Genomic DNA, 15755 nt, shown 5'->3' with positions numbered 1-15755 from the left:
GCGCGAGGCGCTTCGGTACTCACTGCTCGGCATGATGCGTCCGACGCTTGTCGTCCGCTTGAAAGCCTAGAGGGAGATGGGCTGGTCCGTGGGACGGACCGGGAAGGGAAGCTGGGTCTCGCCCTCGAGGTACTGGTCGACGGCCGCCGCCGCAGCGCGGCCCTCGGCGATCGCCCACACGATGAGGGACTGGCCACGACCGGCGTCACCCGCGACGAACACGCCGGGCTGGTTGGTCTGGTAATCGTGCTCCCGCGCCACGTTGCCACGCCCGGTGAAGGGGAGCTGGAACTGCGACTCGAGGGTCTCGCCCTCCGGGCCCGTGAATCCGAGTGCGAGCAGGACGAGGTCGGCCGGGATCTCCCGCTCGGTGCCACTCTTCGGCACGCGACGGCCGTCGATGAACTCCGTCTCGGCGACGCGGATCGCCCGCACCTCGCCGGCCTCGTTGGCGAGGAACTCGACGGTCGACACCAGGTACTCGCGGTTGCCGCCCTCCTCGTGTGCGCTCGCGACCTCGAAGAGCGTCGGCATCATGGGCCACGGCTGGTGCTCGGGCCGCTCCCCCGCCGGCTGCGTGCCGATGGCGAGGTTCGTGACGGAGGCGGCACCCTGACGGTGCGCCGTGCCGATGCAGTCGGCACCGGTGTCGCCGCCGCCAAGGACCACCACGTGCTTGTCCTCCGCCGTGATCTGGTCGGCGACCGTGTCGCCGGCGCCGACGCGGTTCGCCTGCACGAGGTACTCCATCGCGAAGTGGACCCCGGAGAGGTCACGACCGGGGATCGGCAGGTCGCGCGGCACCATCGCGCCGGTGGCGATGACGACGGCGTCGTAGCGGGCGCGGAGCTCGTCCCAGCTGATGTCGACCCCGATGTTCACGCCGGCGCGGAACCGGGTGCCCTCGTCCTGCATCTGCTTCAGCCGGATGTCGAGGTGCTTCTTCTCCATCTTGAAGTCGGGGATGCCGTAGCGCAGCAGACCACCGATGCGGTCGTCGCGCTCGTAGACCGCGACCGTGTGCCCGGCACGCGTCAGCTGCTGGGCTGCGGCGAGACCGGCCGGACCGGAACCGACGACGGCGACCGTCTTGCCGGTCAGCCGCTCCGGCGGGTGGGACTCGACCCAACCGTTGGCGAACGCCTGGTCGATGATCGACACCTCGACCTGCTTGATGGTCACGGCGGGCTGGTTGATGCCCAGCACGCACGAACTCTCGCACGGCGCCGGGCAGAGACGGCCTGTGAACTCCGGGAAGTTGTTCGTGGCGTGCAGCCGCTCGATGGCCGAGCGTCCCTCGCCTCGCCACATCAGGTCGTTCCACTCCGGGATGAGGTTGCCCAGCGGGCAGCCCTGATGGCAGAACGGGATGCCGCAGTCCATGCAGCGACCAGCCTGCTTGCGGACGGTCGCGGGGTCGCTCTGCTCGTAGACCTCTTTCCAGTCCATGATGCGGACCGGCACGGGCCGGCGCTTCGGGAGCTCGCGCTCCGGTACCTTCAGGAATCCCTTGGGATCAGCCACCGGTCACCTCCAGGATTCGGTTCCATACGATGTCGCCGTCGGGGTCGAGCCCCTCGTCGAGTGCGGTCTGTCGGGTCGCCAGGACCGCCGCATAGTCACGCGGGAGGACCTTGACGAACCGGGCGAGTGAGTCTTCGATGTCGGCGAGCAGCCGGCCGGCCAGCGGAGAACCGGTCTCCACGACGTGCCGTTCGAGGAGGTCGCGGACGATCTCGGCGTCGGCACTGTCGAGTTCGGACAGGGTGAGCTCCCCCGAGGCGAGGGAGTCGCGGTTGACCTGGTCGCGTTCGAGGTCGAACACGTAGGCCGTGCCGCCGGACATGCCCGCGCCGAGGTTCCGGCCGGTCCGACCCAGGATGACGGCGAGACCACCCGTCATGTACTCGAGCGCGTGGTCACCGACGCCTTCGACGACCGCCGTGGCGCCGGAGTTGCGCACCAGGAACCGCTCGCCGACGATCCCGCTCAGGAACATGGTGCCCTGGGTCGCGCCGTACCCGATGACGTTGCCGGCGATCACGTTCTCCTCGGGCGCGAAGGCTGCGCGCTCGGATGGCCGGACGACGATCTGTCCGCCGGACAGGCCCTTGCCGACGTAGTCGTTCGAGTCGCCGATGAGCCGCAGCGCGATGCCGCCGGGGAGGAACGCGCCGAAGGACTGCCCGGCCGAGCCGCGCAGGGTGATGTCGATGCTCCCTGCCGGGAGCCCGTTCTCGCCGTGCCGCCTGGTGACCTCGTGGCCGAGCATGGTGCCGACCGCCCGCTCCGTGTTGCGGATGGGCAGGTCGACCGAGAAGTGGCCACCGTGTTCGAGCACGTCCGAGGCGGCCGTGATGAGCTGCTGGTCGAAGTGCTTCTCGAGCTCGTGCTCCTGCGGCCGGCGGTTGATCCGCGGCTCGTCGTCGGCGAAGACGGGACCCACGAGGACCGGGGCCAGGTCGAGCCCGGACGCCTTCCAGTGGTCGATCGCCCGGTCGGCGTCGATCAGTTCGTTGTGGCCGATCGCCTCCTCGAGCGTCCGGAACCCGAGCTCGGCGAGGTACTCGCGCACCTCCTGGGCGATGAACTCGAAGAAGTTCACGACGAACTCCGGCTTGCCGGTGAACCGCTCGCGCAACACCGGGTTCTGCGTCGCGACGCCGACCGGGCAGGTGTCGAGGTGGCACACGCGCATCATGACGCACCCGGAGACGACGAGCGGTGCCGTCGCGAAGCCGAACTCCTCCGCGCCGAGCAGTGCGCCGATGACGACGTCGCGTCCGGTCTTCATCTGACCGTCGACCTGCACCACGACGCGGTCGCGCATGTTGTTGAGCATGAGGGTCTGCTGCGTCTCAGCGAGACCCAGCTCCCAGGGCGTGCCCGCGTGCTTCAGGGAGTTCAACGGGCTCGCGCCGGTTCCGCCGTCGTGACCGGAGACGAGGATGACGTCCGAGAGCGCCTTCGCGACGCCCGCGGCCACGGCACCGATGCCGGACTGGCTGACCAGCTTGGTGTGGATCCGGGCCTTCGGGTTCGCACGCTTCAGGTCGAAGATGAGCTGCTTGAGGTCTTCGATGGAGTAGATGTCGTGGTGCGGCGGCGGCGAGATGAGGCCGACGCCCGCCGTGGCATGACGCGTCCGCGCCACCCACGGGTAGACCTTCGTCGGCGGCAACTGCCCGCCCTCACCGGGCTTCGCGCCCTGGGCGAGCTTGATCTGGATGTCGTCGGCGTGCGTGAGGTACATGCTCGTCACGCCGAACCGGCCGGAGGCGACCTGCTTGATCGCGCTGCGACGCGTCGGGTCGAGGAGCCGGTCGACGTCCTCGCCACCCTCACCGGTGTTCGACTTGGCACCGATGCTGTTCATCGCGATCGCCAGCGTCTCGTGCGCCTCGCGCGAGATGGAGCCGTAGCTCATCGCGCCGGTCGAGAACCGCTTCACGATCGAGGCGACCGACTCGACCTCGTCGAGCGGGACGGGCGGGCGGGCACCGGTGCGGAGGGTGAACATCCCGCGGAGCGTCATGAGCTGGGCCGCCTGGGAGTCGACCATGTGGGTGTACTCGCGGAAGATGTCGTACCGGCGCGTCTTGGTCGCGTGCTGGAGCTTGAAGACCGTCTCCGGGTTGAAGAGGTGCGGCGAACCGTCGCGACGCCACTGGTACTCACCGCCGGACTGCAGGCGCTCGTGGGCCGTCGATGCGGCGTCCTCGGGGTACGCGTACCGGTGACGCTTCGCGTTCTCCTCGGCGATCACCTCGATGCCGACACCGCCGAGCTTCGTCTCCGTGCCGGTGAAATAGCTGTCGACGAGCTGCTGGCTCAGGCCGACGGCCTCGAAGGCCTGTGCTCCGGCGTAGGAGGACACCGTCGAGATGCCCATCTTCGACATGATCTTGAGCACGCCCTTGCCGAGCGCCTTGATGACGTTCTTGACGGCCTGCTCGCGGGTGACGCCCTGGATGAGGCCGCTGCGGACGAGGTCCTCGCAGCTCTCCATGGCCAGGTACGGGTTGATCGCGGAGGCGCCGTAGCCGATGAGCAGCGCGACGTGGTGGACCTCGCGCACGTCGCCGGCCTCGACGACGAGCCCGACCTTCATCCGGTTCTCGGCGCGGATGAGGTGGTGGTGCACGGCGGCGAGCGAGAGCAGCGAAGGGATCGGCGCGAGGTCGGAGTTCGAGTCACGGTCGCTCAGGACGATGAACTCCGAGCCTGCGAGGATCGCCTGGTCGACCTCGTCGCACATCTCGCGCAGGCGTGTCTCGAGTCCGGCCGAGCCGTCCTCGACGCGGTAGAGCGCCTTGACGGTCGTCGTCAGCGGGCTCGCCGGGTTCGGGTCGATGTGCTGGATCTTGGCGAGCTCGTCGTTGTCGATGACCGGGAAGTCGAGGACGACCTGCTTGGCGTGCTCCGGACCCCAGGAGAGGAGGTTGCGCTCCGGGCCGAGCCCGAGCTTCAGCGAGGTGACGACCTCCTCGCGGATCGAGTCGAGCGGCGGGTTGGTGACCTGGGCGAACTGCTGCACGAAGTAGTCGAACAGCAGCCGAGGGCGGTCGGAGAGCACCGCGATCGGGGTGTCCGACCCCATCGCGCCGAGCGGCTCCGCACCGTTCTGGCCCATGGGCTGCAGGAGGATGCGCACCTCCTCCTCGGTGTACCCGAAGGTCCGCTGGCGGCGGGTGACGGATGCCGGCGTGTGCACGATGTGCTCGCGCTCCGGCAGGTCGCTCAGGTTGATGCGTCCGGCGTCGAGCCAGTCGCCCCAGGGTGCCGAAGCCGAGAGCTCGTCCTTGATCTCGTCGTCCTCGATGATCCGCCCGGCCTCGGTGTCGACGAGGAACATCTTCCCGGGACGCAGGCGGCCCTTGCGCTTGACCCGGCTCGGGTCGACGTCGAGGACGCCGATCTCGCTACCCAGGACGACGAGACCGTCGGTCGTCTCCAGCCACCGACCGGGACGCAGGCCGTTCCGGTCCAGGGTCGCGCCGACGAGTGAGCCGTCCGTGAAGGTGAGGGCGGCCGGGCCGTCCCACGGCTCCATCTGCATGGAGTTGAACTCGTAGAAGTCGCGTCGCTCCTGCGACAGCCCGGTCTGCTTCTCCCAGGCCTCGGGGACCATCATCATCATGGCGTGCGGGAGGGACCGTCCGGTCAGCGTCAGCAGCTCGAGGACCTCGTCGAACGAGGCGGAGTCGCTCGCTCCGGGCGTGATGATGGGGAGCAGCGGGCGGATGTCGCCGATGAGCTCGGACTCGAGCTGCGACTGCCGCGCGCGCATCCAGTTGCGGTTCCCCTCGACCGTGTTGATCTCGCCGTTGTGCGCCATCATGCGCAGCGGCTGGGCCAGCGGCCAGGACGGGAACGTGTTGGTGGAGTACCGCGAGTGGACGATGGCGAGCTTGGTCGCGAACCGCTCGTCGGACAGGTCGGGGTAGAAGGGTTCGAGCTGGAGCGTCGTGACCATGCCCTTGTAGACGAGCGTGCGGCTCGACAAGGAGATGAAGTACGCCCCGAGCTCGCGCTCCGCCCGCTTCCGGAGCCGGAAGGCGAGTCGGTCGAGGGCGATCCCGGTCGGCGTCGACGCGCCGGTCCCCGTGACGAACAGTTGCTCGAACGCCGGCATGGCCGCACGGGCGAGCTTTCCCAACTCGTCGGGGTCGACCGGCACCTCGCGCCAGCCGAGGACGGTGAGTTCCTCCTCGGCGGCGATCGCGGCGATGCGCGTCTGGAGCTGTGCGCGCTCGGAGGCGTCGGTGGGCAGGAAGGCGATGCCCACGGCGTACGCACCGAGCGGCGGCAGCTCGAATCCGGCGACGCCGCGCAGGAAGGCGTCGGGCATCTGGGTGAGGATGCCCGCGCCGTCGCCGGTCCCGGCGTCGGAACCGATCGCGCCGCGGTGCTCCAGGTTGCGGAGCGAACCGAGCGCCGCGTCGATGATGCTGTGCGAGGCCTCGCCCGTCAGGGTCGCGACCATCGCCAGGCCACAGGCGTCCTTCTCGTTCGCCGGGTCGTACATGCCCTGCTTGGGCGGAACCGAGCTGAACGAAGCGTACGGTGCATGCGCCATGGAATTACCGTCCTCACGAAAGGGGATCAGAAGGGGACGTCGCTGGCCCTGGGATGAAACGGGTGATGGATCCCCTGCTGAGCCGGGATCCACCGGGCCGACGAGGGTGCGTTCAGCCTAGGAGCGAGAGCCGGTCTTGCTTGTGGCGACCGTGGCTTCGGACGACGGAGTGGATGACGCAGTGCGGTCTGATCCGTCGGCATCGTCGTCGGCGGAGGCACTGCGCAGCCCCAGGTTCTCCGCGTCGGTGTCGTAGTAGTCTACCGCAGCCTTCGGATCGGCCCAGGAACGGCCGGGGACGTACGGCGACGGCTCGGCACCCGTGTGGCGACGCGACTGGATGACGATGATCGCGAGTCCGACGACGATCGCGAGGATCGCGGCCCAGACGTTGGCGCGGATGCCGAAGAGGTACTCGCTCGGGTCGATCCGGATGGTCTCCCAGACCGTGCGACCGGCTCCGTACCAGATGAGGTAGACACCGAACAGGCGGCCCCACTGCGGGTTGAAGCGGTGTCCGATCCAGAGGATGACGGCCACCCCCAGCAGGTTCCAGATGATCTCGTACAGGAACGTGGGGTGGAAGAGCGTGCCGGCGGGCAGACCGATCGGGAACGCGGGGTTGCTGGCCTCGATCTCGAGGCCCCAGGGCAGGTCCGTGGGGAGCCCGTAGAGCTCGTGGTTGAAGTAGTTGCCGAGGCGTCCGAACGCCTGGGCGAGCAGCAGGCCGGGCGCGAGGGCGTCGGCGAAGGTCCAGAACCGGATCCCCGTCATGCGGCAGCCGATGTAGGCGCCGACTGCTCCACCGATGAGCGAACCGAAGATCGCGATGCCGCCCTCCCAGATGTAGAGCGTCCGCAGGAGGTCCGCACCCGGGTAGAAGTAGTCGCCGGGGTGGGTCAGGACGTGGAAGATCCGCGCACCGATGATCCCCAAGGGGATGGCCCACAGGATGATGTCGAGCACGATGCCCGGCTCGGCACCGCGCTTCGTCAGCCGCCGGGAGGTGAGGATGGTGGCGGCGATGATCCCGGCGATGATGCAGAGCGCGTACATGTGCACCGTGAACGGGCCCACGCTGAAGGTCGCGATGTCCGGGTTCGGGCTCGGGATGCTGAGGGGTGCAATCACTGCAGTGGTCGCCTTTCGTTACGAACTCTGATCGAGTGTAGGGCTTTCAGCATCGCGGACGTGCTGAGGATACCCTCAGCGGGCGGTGCCGGCCGCGAGTGAACGGGCGACCTCGGTGATCGCCGGGACACCGCCGTCGGCGAGTGCCTTGACGAACACGGATCCGACGATGGCTCCGTCGGCGTACTCGAGGACCGAGCGGACCTGCTCCGCGGTCGAGATGCCGATGCCGACGCACGCGTGCTGTGCCCCGGCCGTGCGGAGCCGACCGACGAGGGTCTTCGCAGCGGCGTCGAGGTCCTGCCGGGCACCGGTGATGCCCATCGTGGAGACGGTGTAGACGAAGCCGCGGGAGTGTTCGGTCACGAGCGACAGGCGCTCGTCGCTCGACGTCGGGGCTGCGAGGAAGACCCGGTCGAGGCCGTGTCGTTCGCTGGCGTCGAGCCAGTCCGCCGCGGCGTCGGGGGTGATGTCGGGCGTGATGAGCCCGGCTCCCCCGGCCGCTGCGAGGTCGGAGGCGAACCGTTCGACGCCGTACTGCAGCACCGGGTTCCAGTACGTCATGACGAGGACCGGGACGTCCACGGCGGCGCGGATGGCGCTGATGGCCGTGAAGACGTCGCGCAACCGGAACCCCTCCGCGAGAGCCGTCATCGTCGCGGCCTGGATGACCGCTCCGTCCATGACGGGGTCCGAGTAGGGCACGCCGAGCTCGAGGACGTCGACGCCGTTCTGCGCGAGCGAGATGGCGGCGTCGATGCTCGTCTGGAGGTCGGGGAACCCGACGGGGAGGTATCCGATGAGGGCGCCGCGGCGGTCCACGGAGGCCGCGTCGATCGCCGATGCGACCGGTGAGATCGTCGTGTGACCGGTGGCCGGGGCGGTCATGCGTTCCGCCCGGCCTCGTCGAGGAGCCCGAAGTAGGTCGCAGCCGTCTCGACGTCCTTGTCTCCGCGCCCGGAGAGGTTGATCAGGATGGTCGCCTCGGGGCCGAGCTCCTTGCCGAGGACGATGGCCCCGGCAAGCGCGTGTGCGGACTCGATCGCGGGGATGATGCCCTCGGTGCGGCTCAGGAGCCGGAAGGCCTCCATCGCCTCGGCGTCCGTCGCAGGGACGTACGTCGCCCGCCCGGTGTCGGCGAGCCAGGCGTGCTCCGGTCCGACGCCCGGGTAGTCGAGCCCGGCGGAGATCGAGTGGGACTCGACGGTCTGGCCGTCGTCGTCCTGCAGGACGAAGGTGCGGGCACCGTGGAGGACGCCCGGACGTCCGCGTCCGATGGACGCGGCATGCCGTGGGGTGTCGACGCCGTCGCCGGCCGCCTCGACCCCGTAGAGCGCGACGTCCGCGTCGTCGAGGAAGGCGTGGAAGATGCCGATCGCGTTGGAGCCGCCGCCGACGCAGGCGACGACCGCGTCCGGGAGTGAACCGTTCAACTCGAGGAGCTGTGCGCGGGCCTCTTCGCCGATGATCTTCTGGAAGTCGCGCACCATCACGGGGAACGGGTGTGGGCCCGCTGCGGTGCCGAAGATGTAGTTCGTCGTCTCGACCGAGGCGACCCAGTCGCGGTACGCCTCGTTGATGGCGTCCTTGAGGGTCCGCGATCCGGTCGTCACGGGGATGACGGTCGCGCCGAGGAGTCGCATCCGGGCGACGTTGAGCGCTTGGCGTTCGGTGTCGACCTCGCCCATGTAGATCGTGCAGTCGAGGCCGAAGAGTGCGGCCGCGGTGGCCGTGGCCACACCGTGCTGGCCGGCTCCGGTCTCGGCGATGACGCGGGTCTTGCCGATGCGCTTCGTGAGGAGCGCCTGGCCCAGGACGTTGTTGATCTTGTGCGAGCCGGTGTGGTTGAGGTCCTCGCGCTTGAGGAAGATGCGCGCGCCGCCCGCCGATGCGGCGAAGCGGGGCACCTCGGTGATGATCGACGGGCGGCCGGCGTAGTCGCGGAGCAGCGTCGTGAGCTCGGCCTGGAAGCTCTCGTCGGCCTTGGCGGCCTCGTAGGCCGTCGCGAGTTCGTCGACCGCGGCGATGAGCGCCTCAGGCATGTAGCGTCCGCCGAAGTCGCCGAAGAACGGGCCTGCCTCGTCTCGGAGGTGCGTCGATTCCGCGTGGGCGGGGGTGGCTGGTGACATGGTCATGCGGTGGCTCCCAGGAACTGTTCGAGGGTGGCGACGGGGTCGCCGGTGACGAGCGCCTCGCCGACCAGGACGACGTCGGCGCCGTCACGTCGGTAGGCGGCGACGTCGGTGGCGCGGAGCACGGCGGATTCGGCCACCTTGACGGCGTCGGCGGGGAAACGGTCGGTCAACGAGCCGAAGAGGTGTTGGTCGAGTTCGAAGGTGCTGAGATTCCGCGCGTTGACGCCGATGAGCCGGGCGCCGATGTCGCTCGCCCTCGACAGCTCATCGGCTGAATGGGTCTCGACCAGTGGCGTCATGCCGAGCTGCACGACGAGCTCGTGCAGCGACGACAGCGTGGCCTGATCGAGTCCGGCGACGATCAGGAGGACCAGGTCGGCGCCGGATGCCCGGGCTTCGAACACCTGGTACGGCAAGGAGATGAAGTCCTTGCGCAGGACTGGGATGCGGATCGCGGCCCGGACGGCCTCGAGGTCCTGCAGCGAACCACCGAACTTCCGGCCCTCGGTCAGCACACTGACCGCGCTGGCTCCACCCTGCTCGTAGAGCGAGGCGAGGAGCGCCGGGTCGGGGATGTCGGCCAACGCGCCGCGTGACGGGCTGGACCGCTTGACCTCGGCGATGATCTTGACCTGGTCGGCCGGGGCGAGCGCAGCGAGGGCGTCGACGGCCGGAGGGGCCTCGACGGCAGCGGCTTCGACGACTGCAGCCGGACGGCCAGCGAGGCGCCCGAGGGCGTCCTCCTTCGCGCCGGCCATCAGGTCGGCGAGCATGCTCAGTGCTCTTTCGCCACGGTCTTGGACCCACCGACGCCGTATCCCGCCTTGGCGAGGACACCGCCCGTGATCCACCCGAGGAGGAGGAGGCCGGCCGACGCCCACACGAGGACGGGCATGTCGAGCCAGAAGAAGACCGTACCGGCGGCGAACGCGACCAACATGATGATCACGGCCGTCCAGGCGGCGGGCGAGTGTCCGTGGCCGGGGTCCGAGGGGTCGGTGCTCATGGTTCTCCTTCTGTGCGAGTGCAAGTTCCAGTGTACCGGCAAGCGGTGCGCGGTTCCGTGCGTGGGCCACGAGTTCCCAGGTGGCCCGGGGCGCCGTCGTGGGTCGGCGGAGCGGTCAGCGCGTCGGGTCGTCGCCGCGGCTGAGGTCGTCCCAGGCGCCCACCGGGTCGGCGCTCGGGGCCGTCTCCACCTGGGTGAACCGGACCGCCTGGTACTTCTTCGACGGACCGGGCCACCGGCGGTGGGTGAGCACGGTCGCGAGTCCGGCGAGGCCGAGCACGACGCCGAGCACCAGGGTGATCGCCGGCCACGCGGTGAGCGTGGTCGCCGCGACGAGGTCGATGGTCGACTGACTTCCGGCCACGCCCGTGGCCTCGGTCACGGCCGCCGCGCCTGCGGTCGCCGGCGAGGCGAGCACCGCGATCGACGAGATCATCACGCAGGCGCCGATCACGGCCTCCAGCAGGCCGAGGATGATGCGGAACACCGGCCCGGCGATGGCCAGTGCCGCGACGAGGGCGAGACCGGCCAGGGCGAGTGCGGACAGAGCGGGAGCGGCGACGGAGCCGACCACGTCGAGCGCGCCGGAGTGTGGGCCGACGCCGACGAGGCTGATCGAGAGCCAGGTCTGGGTCCATGCCGCGAGGATGAGCGCGTCGGCGAGGACGGCGGTGACGAGGAGCAGGGTCTTCAGGCGGCGCTGACGACTGCGCAGAGCTCGTGACTCGAGCTCGTCAGTCGCGGACGGTTCGTCGGGCCTCGGCGGCTCCACCGGTCCGGACTGGGGTGCTGCAGTGCTCTCGGTCATGCTCCAACTCGATTCATGGTGTCGGCGTCGGTGCTGCGACGACGTCGAGGCTTCGGCCGTCGAAACAGCTGCGCGTCCCCGTGTGGCAGGCGGCACCGTGCTGATCGACCTCCACCAACAGGGTATCCCCGTCGCAGTCGTAGGCGAGCGCCCGGACGAACTGCACGTGGCCGGAGGTGTCCCCTTTGCGCCAGTACTCCTGTCGTGACCGGGACCAGTAGGTGACCCGCCCCTCGGTCATCGTCCGGCGGACGGCCTCGGCGTCCATCCACCCGAGCATGAGCACCTCGCGTGAGTCCCACTGCTGCACGATCGCGGGCAGCAGGCCATGCGCGTCGAAGGTGAGCTGCCCGATCGCGGTCTCCGGATCGGCGCCCACCGGGATGGTGATGTCCGCGCTCATGCCCGCACCGTCCAACCGGCGTCGGCGAGTTCCTGTTTGACCTGGCCGATCGTCAACTCGCCGTTGTGGAAGACGCTCGCGGCGAGGACGGCGTCGGCACCCGCGGCGATCGCGGGTGGGAAGTCGGCGAGGCGGCCTGCTCCCCCGGACGCGATGACCGGAACCCGGCTGATCTCGCGCATGGCGCTGATGAGCTCGGTGTCGAACCCGGCCTTGGTGCCGTCGGCGTCGATCGAGTTCACCAACAGCTCGCCCGCACCGCGTTCGATAGCCTCGGCGGCCCAGGCGAGCGCGTCGAGCTCGGTCTCTCGTCGGCCGCCGTGTGTCGTGACGATCCATCCGGATGCGCTGCCGACGTGTCGCTTCACGTCCAGGGACAGGACGAGGACCTGAGCGCCGAAGCGGTCGGCGATCTCCCCCAGCAACTCCGGCCGGGCGATCGCGGCGCTGTTCACGCCGACCTTGTCCGCCCCACTGGCCAGGAGCCGGGAGACGTCCTGGGTCGAGCGGACCCCGCCGCCGACCGTGAGCGGGATGAAGACCTGCTCGGCGGTGCGGCTGACGAGGTCGTAGGTGGTGTCGCGTTCGGCGACGGTGGCCGTGACGTCGAGGAAGGTCAGTTCATCGGCGCCCTGTTCGGCATAGCGCTTCGCGAGCTCGACGGGATCGCCGGCATCGCGGAGGTCGAGGAAGTTGACGCCCTTCACGACGCGCCCGTCGGCGACGTCGAGACAGGGGATGACTCGGGTGGCGAGTGACACGGAGGCCTCCGCAGGGCGACTGGGGCGGGTGATGATGGAGGGGGCGACTCAGAGTCGGGCGGCGTGGATGGCCGTGACGAGGATGGCGCGTGCGCCGAGCTCGTAGAGGCGGTCCATGACGTCGTTCGCGTCGCCGCGAGGGATCATGACCCGGACCGCCACCCACTCTGGGTCGCGGAGCGGCGAGATCGTCGGCGACTCGATGCCACCGGCGACGGCGGTCGCCTGCTCGAGCAGCCGGACCGGGAGGTCGTAGTCGACGAGCACGTACTGCCGCGCGACGAGCACGCCCTGCAGGCGGCGGATGAGCGTCGCCGTGGTGGGCTTCGTCTCCGGCGACGCGATGAGCACGGCGGTGGAGTCGAGGATCACCGGGCCGAAGATGCCGAGGCCGGCCTTCCGGAGGGTCGTGCCGGTGGACACGACGTCCGCCACCGCGTCCGCGACCCCGAGCTGGACCGCCGACTCGACCGCACCGTCGAGGTGGACGAGCGTGGCATCCACACCGGCGTCGCGGAGGAAGTTGCCGACGAGGCCGGGGTAACTGGTGGCGACGGTCTTCCCCGCGAGATCGGAGAGCTCGGAGAACTCGTCGGCAGGACCGGCGAAGCGGAACGTCGAGCCGCCGAAGCCCAGCTCGGCGAGTTCGGTGGCGGCGGAGTGCGAGTCCAGGAGCAGATCGCGCCCCGTGATGCCGATGTCGAGGGCGCCGGAACCGACGTAGGTCGCGATGTCGCGCGGACGGAGGTAGAAGAACTCGACGTCGTTCCGTGCGTCGACGACGTGGAGCTCCTTGGTGTCGCGACGGGTCGCGTAGCCGGCCTCCTGCAGCATCTCGACGGCGGTCTCGGACAGCGAGCCCTTGTTGGGCACGGCGACTCTCAGCATGGGGTGACTTTCGTGTTGTGCGACGGTGTCTCGACAGGGTGATCAGGAGGCGCGGCGGATGCGCCGCGACGAGCTCCTACAGATGTCGGTAGACGTCGGCGGGGGTGAGCCCCTTCGCCACCATCATCACCTGCACGTGGTAGAGCAGCTGGGAGATCTCCTCGGCCGTCTCGGTGTCGCTCTGGTACTCGGCCGCCATCCAGACCTCGGCGGCCTCCTCGACGATCTTCTTCCCGATGCCGTGCACACCCGTGTCCAGTTCGCGGACGGTGCCGGAACCCTCCGGCCGGGTCTCGGCCTTCAGGCGCAGCTCGTCGAACAGCTCGTCGAAGGTTTTCACGTGCTCCAGGGTACCGGTTCCGGGCGGCGGTGCGCACCGCGGACGCGCTCGACCGGCCCGCCGGGTCAGTGGGTGTGCGTCGACGCCTCGGCGGCGGCCCGGAGGAGCGCGATGTTCGACGCCGGATCGGAACCGCTGTAGACCGCCGACCCCGCGACGAAGGTGTCCGCGCCGGCGGCGGCAGCGATCCCGATCGTGTCCGCGGAGATCCCGCCGTCGACCTGGAGCCAGACGTCGAGACCGGTGCGCGCGACCTCGGCCGACAGCGCCTGCAGCTTCGGCATGGTCTCCGGCATGAACGACTGTCCGCCGAACCCCGGCTCGACCGTCATGACGAGCACCTGGTCGAACTCCGGCAGGAGTTCCAGGTACAGCTCGATGGGCGTGCCGGGCTTCACGGCGATCCCGGCGCGTGCCCCGATGGAACGCAGGCGTCTGGCGAGGGCGACGGGGTCGCTGGTGGCCTCGGCGTGGAACGTCACCGAGTACGCCCCGAGCTCGGCGTAGCCGGGAGCCCATCGATCGACGTCCGAGATCATGAGGTGGACGTCGAGCGGGACCGGAGACACGTCCTGGATGCGACCGACCATCTGCGGACCGAACGTGAGGTTCGGGACGAAATGGTTGTCCATGACGTCGACATGGACGAGGTCGGCGCTCGCGATCCGCTCCAGGTCGGCCTGGAGGTTCACGAAATCGGCGGACAGGATGCTCGGGTTGATGCGCGCGGACATGTGCTCGAGCCTATCGATCGACAGCGGGTCCGGCCGACTCCGCAGGCTTGCGAAGGAGGGCGATGTACATGGCGTCGGTGCCCTGGCGGTGCGGCCAGAGCTGGACCGCGCCACCGGGTGCCGCGGCGTCGAGCGGTTCGGTCGTGACCTGGTCGAGCACCGCGGAGGTGTCGAGCCGCTCCATCCCGGGATGGGCTCGCAGGGCGCTCTCCACGATCAGTGCCGTCTCGCCGACGTGCGGCGAACACGTCACGTACGCCACGATCCCGCCGGGAGCGAGCGCGGTTATGGCGGCATCGAGCAGTGAGCCCTGCAGACGGGTCAGCTCGGAGACGTCCTTCGGCGTCTTCCGCCACCGCGCCTCCGGTCGTCGTCGCAGCGCGCCGAGCCCGGTGCACGGGGCGTCGAGGAGGATGCGGTCGTAGGTCTCGGGATGCGCTGCCGCGAGCGTCGTACCGTCGGCGGTCGAGACCGACACGTCGAGCGGGACGCCTGCGAGGGCGCGCTCAACGAGACGGGCCCTGGCGGGGACCAGTTCGTTCGCGTCGAGGCGTGCCTCCCCGGCGAGGGCCTCGGCGGCCAGCAGCGCCGCCTTGCCCCCAGGCCCCGCACAGAGGTCGAGCCATCGCTCGCCGGACCGCACCGGCACCGCCCGCGTCAGCGCGAGCGCGGCGAGCTGCGAGCCCTCGTCCTGGACGCGGAGGCGCCCGCCGCCGGTCCCGACGAGTTGCACCGGGTCGCCGCCGGCGCTGCGGAAGCCGTACGGCGAGAACCGGTTGGGTTCGGCGTCCTCGGGCCGGTCGGCGAGCCCCGGGAGTGCGATGAGGTTCACCTGTGGGGCGAGGTTGTCCGCGGCCAGCGCGTCCTCGAGTTCGTCGCCGCGGTCCTGCAGATCGAGCGCCTGTCTGATGGCCCGAACGACCCACGCCGGGTGTGCGGTGCTCACGGCCAGGCGATCGGTGTCGTTCGTGGCCTCAGCCAGCAGGATCCGCTCCCACTCGGCGGGTTCGGTCCGCGAGATGGTGCGGAGGACGCCGTTGGTGAAGCCGGCTGCGGACCGTGAACCCGCGGAGCGGGCGAGCTCGACCGACTCGTTCACGGCGGCGTGGCCTGGGACGCGCATGGAGAGCAGCTGATGGGCTCCGAGCCGCAGGACGTCGAGGATCGCGTCGTCGATCTCGGTCACGGGACGCTTGGCAGCGTGCGCGATGACCCGGTCGTAGTACCCGCGTCGGCGGAGGGTGCCGTACGTCAGTTCGGTCGCGAGGCCGGCGTCCGCCGGACTCAACTTCGCCTCGGCCAGCCGGTGCGGCAGGAGGAGGTTCGCGTAGGCGTCCGAGGTGCTGACGGCGTGGATGACGTCGAAGGCCACTCGGCGTGCCGGCTGCACGGTCGCCGAGTCACGCGGACGCGTGGGACGCTGGCGTCCTCGACGGGGTTCCACGTCGCGGGGCCGTCGGTCGCGGCGTC

The 15755-nt window shown here is 69.8% G+C and carries 14 protein-coding genes; all 14 read right to left on the bottom strand.

Annotated elements, in window-relative coordinates; translation table 11 throughout:
- Positions 1-66: 66 nt before the first annotated feature.
- Positions 67-1524, bottom strand: coding sequence for a glutamate synthase subunit beta (locus RWN05_RS09480; RefSeq protein ID WP_079002519.1), 1458 nt, complete (start codon positions 1522-1524; stop codon positions 67-69).
- Positions 1517-6079 (bottom strand): glutamate synthase large subunit, encoded by a 4563-nt coding sequence (gltB, locus tag RWN05_RS09475; RefSeq protein WP_314139365.1) that lies wholly within the window; start codon positions 6077-6079, stop codon positions 1517-1519. Before gltB ends, RWN05_RS09480 begins: the two co-directional genes overlap by 8 nt.
- Before the next feature lie 117 nt (positions 6080-6196).
- The gene (gene lgt, locus RWN05_RS09470; RefSeq protein ID WP_079002517.1) at positions 6197-7210 is read right to left on the bottom strand and encodes a prolipoprotein diacylglyceryl transferase; all 1014 of its coding nucleotides are present in this window, start codon (positions 7208-7210) and stop codon (positions 6197-6199) included.
- A 75-nt stretch (positions 7211-7285) separates the two neighbouring features.
- Positions 7286-8098, bottom strand: coding sequence for a tryptophan synthase subunit alpha (trpA, locus tag RWN05_RS09465; protein ID WP_314139364.1), 813 nt, complete (start codon positions 8096-8098; stop codon positions 7286-7288).
- Positions 8095-9345, bottom strand: coding sequence for a tryptophan synthase subunit beta (trpB, locus tag RWN05_RS09460; RefSeq protein ID WP_369808438.1), 1251 nt, complete (start codon positions 9343-9345; stop codon positions 8095-8097). The genes trpA and trpB overlap by 4 nt, the downstream gene beginning before the upstream one ends.
- Positions 9342-10118 (bottom strand): indole-3-glycerol phosphate synthase TrpC, encoded by a 777-nt coding sequence (trpC, locus tag RWN05_RS09455; RefSeq protein WP_314139363.1) that lies wholly within the window; start codon positions 10116-10118, stop codon positions 9342-9344. Before trpC ends, trpB begins: the two co-directional genes overlap by 4 nt.
- A 2-nt stretch (positions 10119-10120) precedes the next feature.
- Positions 10121-10351, bottom strand: a complete 231-nt coding sequence (locus RWN05_RS09450; RefSeq protein WP_064293851.1) for a DUF6704 family protein — start codon at positions 10349-10351, stop codon at positions 10121-10123.
- Between the two features lie 115 nt (positions 10352-10466).
- Entirely contained in the window at positions 10467-11159 is a 693-nt protein-coding gene (locus tag RWN05_RS09445; RefSeq protein WP_079002514.1) for a Trp biosynthesis-associated membrane protein, read from the bottom strand.
- Between the two features lie 13 nt (positions 11160-11172).
- Complete coding sequence (gene hisI, locus RWN05_RS09440) at positions 11173-11562, bottom strand: phosphoribosyl-AMP cyclohydrolase (protein WP_064293850.1); 390 nt, start codon at positions 11560-11562, stop codon at positions 11173-11175.
- Positions 11559-12323: an imidazole glycerol phosphate synthase subunit HisF gene (hisF, locus tag RWN05_RS09435; RefSeq protein ID WP_071260176.1), complete on the bottom strand. Its 765-nt coding sequence runs from the start codon at positions 12321-12323 to the stop codon at positions 11559-11561. The genes hisI and hisF overlap by 4 nt, the downstream gene beginning before the upstream one ends.
- Positions 12324-12371: 48 nt before the next feature.
- Complete coding sequence (gene hisG / locus RWN05_RS09430) at positions 12372-13211, bottom strand: ATP phosphoribosyltransferase (protein WP_064293848.1); 840 nt, start codon at positions 13209-13211, stop codon at positions 12372-12374.
- Positions 13212-13287: 76 nt separating this feature from the next.
- Positions 13288-13551 (bottom strand): phosphoribosyl-ATP diphosphatase, encoded by a 264-nt coding sequence (locus tag RWN05_RS09425; RefSeq protein WP_064293847.1) that lies wholly within the window; start codon positions 13549-13551, stop codon positions 13288-13290.
- Positions 13552-13616: 65 nt separating this feature from the next.
- On the bottom strand, positions 13617-14285 hold the full coding sequence (gene rpe, locus RWN05_RS09420) for a ribulose-phosphate 3-epimerase (protein ID WP_314139360.1): 669 nt from the start codon (positions 14283-14285) through the stop codon (positions 13617-13619).
- Positions 14286-14295: 10 nt separating this feature from the next.
- Entirely contained in the window at positions 14296-15675 is a 1380-nt protein-coding gene (locus RWN05_RS09415) for a transcription antitermination factor NusB (protein WP_314139359.1), read from the bottom strand.
- Positions 15676-15755 lie beyond the last annotated feature (80 nt).

The sequence above is a fragment of the uncultured Plantibacter sp. genome (genome assembly GCF_963518075.1).
GTDB lineage: Bacteria > Actinomycetota > Actinomycetes > Actinomycetales > Microbacteriaceae > Plantibacter > Plantibacter flavus_A.
The sequence above is the reverse complement of the archived record's forward strand: the minus strand, read 5'-3'. Positions and strand labels throughout refer to the sequence as shown.

Coding starts and splice junctions, on each gene's coding strand:
- RWN05_RS09450 (WP_064293851.1), bottom strand. CDS start 10,351: ATGAGCACCGACCCCTCGGACCCCGGCCACGGACACTCGCCCGCCGCC.
- gltB (WP_314139365.1), bottom strand. CDS start 6,079: ATGGCGCATGCACCGTACGCTTCGTTCAGCTCGGTTCCGCCCAAGCAG.
- rpe (WP_314139360.1), bottom strand. CDS start 14,285: ATGTCCGCGCGCATCAACCCGAGCATCCTGTCCGCCGATTTCGTGAAC.
- trpA (WP_314139364.1), bottom strand. CDS start 8,098: ATGACCGCCCCGGCCACCGGTCACACGACGATCTCACCGGTCGCATCG.
- RWN05_RS09445 (WP_079002514.1), bottom strand. CDS start 11,159: ATGACCGAGAGCACTGCAGCACCCCAGTCCGGACCGGTGGAGCCGCCG.
- hisI (WP_064293850.1), bottom strand. CDS start 11,562: ATGAGCGCGGACATCACCATCCCGGTGGGCGCCGATCCGGAGACCGCG.
- trpB (WP_369808438.1), bottom strand. CDS start 9,345: ATGACCATGTCACCAGCCACCCCCGCCCACGCGGAATCGACGCACCTC.
- hisG (WP_064293848.1), bottom strand. CDS start 13,211: ATGCTGAGAGTCGCCGTGCCCAACAAGGGCTCGCTGTCCGAGACCGCC.
- trpC (WP_314139363.1), bottom strand. CDS start 10,118: ATGCTCGCCGACCTGATGGCCGGCGCGAAGGAGGACGCCCTCGGGCGC.